The organism is Legionella maioricensis (genome assembly GCF_023618015.1).
In the GTDB taxonomy this organism is placed as follows: domain Bacteria; phylum Pseudomonadota; class Gammaproteobacteria; order Legionellales; family Legionellaceae; genus Legionella; species Legionella maioricensis.
This window is the reverse complement of record NZ_JAJKBJ010000061.1, coordinates 1-1,076: the sequence shown is the minus strand read 5'-3', so window position 1 is coordinate 1,076 and position 1,076 is coordinate 1. Positions and strand designations below refer to the sequence as shown.

Genomic DNA, 1,076 nt, shown 5'->3' with positions numbered 1-1,076 from the left:
GGCGAATTTTAACTCCAAATGCGACAATCATTTTTATACTGCTGTATAAACAGTTCATTGGGCGTTTTATAGCCGATACACTTCCTAGGACACCGGTTCATTTTCTCAGCTATAACATCAAGTTCTTCTTGTGTTATTAGATTAATTTTAGCATTTTTGGGCAAATATTTTCTTAATCTACCATTCATATTTTCATTGCTTCCTTTCTGCCATGGTGAATGTGCTTCGCAATAATAAACCTCACACTTCATATGCTCTTCAAGATATTGGTGCTCAGCAAATTCAGAACCCTGATCGAACGTAATTGTTTTCATCATTTTTTTAGGTAATCCTTCAAATTTCGTAGTGATCTTTTCCATAACACCCCTGGAATGTTTACTCTTATTTTTTATGAGGAAAACCATCCTGCTTTTACGCTCTACCAGAGTGGTTACACCTTCGCTCTTATTCCCTTTAAATTCGATGGTATCACCTTCCCAGTGACCGAAACGTGCTCTGGTATCAATCTCTTCAGGTCTTTTCGTAATCAAATAGGGATTGCCATAGCGACACTTTCTATGTTTTCTGCTAAACAGCTTTCGTCTTTTAGGTTTCTTAATGGTTAGAGAATGGTAAAGCGATTTATCATTTGATTGATACACGTAGCGGTAAATGGTTTCAGGGCAAACATAAAAACTTAGATTTTGATGTTTCATTCTTCCCGAAATTTGTTCCGGACTCCACCCCTTGTCTATTAAAGAACGAGTAACATAGTCTCGTAAGATACCATTATTTTTTAGCTTATTAGGTCTACCATTTTTACACCGCTCTAAAGCCTTTTGCTGCGCAACTATCGGTAAATAGAGCCCAGACTCATTGTTTCTATTTACCTCTCTGTAAATAGTGGATCGATGCCTGGATATTTTATGAGCAATCTCTTTGACGGATAATCCCATTTCAAGAAAAACAAATAAACGACGTCGCTCAGTTACACATAATTGAGTATACTGTCCCATGTGGCAGTCTCCTTTGCTGTTTTCAAGTTTCCCAAAAACATGATATCAGCTTTTGTGACTGTCGCACTTCTAATTAGAATT

General features: G+C 37.0%; 1 protein-coding gene. It reads right to left on the bottom strand.

Features of this window, described 5'->3' with window-relative positions; all coding sequences use genetic code 11:
* Positions 1–8: 8 nt before the first annotated feature.
* A complete protein-coding gene (locus tag LOX96_RS17480; RefSeq protein WP_250424816.1) occupies positions 9–995 on the bottom strand; it encodes an IS30 family transposase in 987 nt (328 codons plus the stop codon).
* Between the last annotated feature and the right edge of the window lie 81 nt (positions 996–1,076).

Coding starts and splice junctions, on each gene's coding strand:
- LOX96_RS17480 (WP_250424816.1), bottom strand. CDS start 995: ATGGGACAGTATACTCAATTATGTGTAACTGAGCGACGTCGTTTATTT.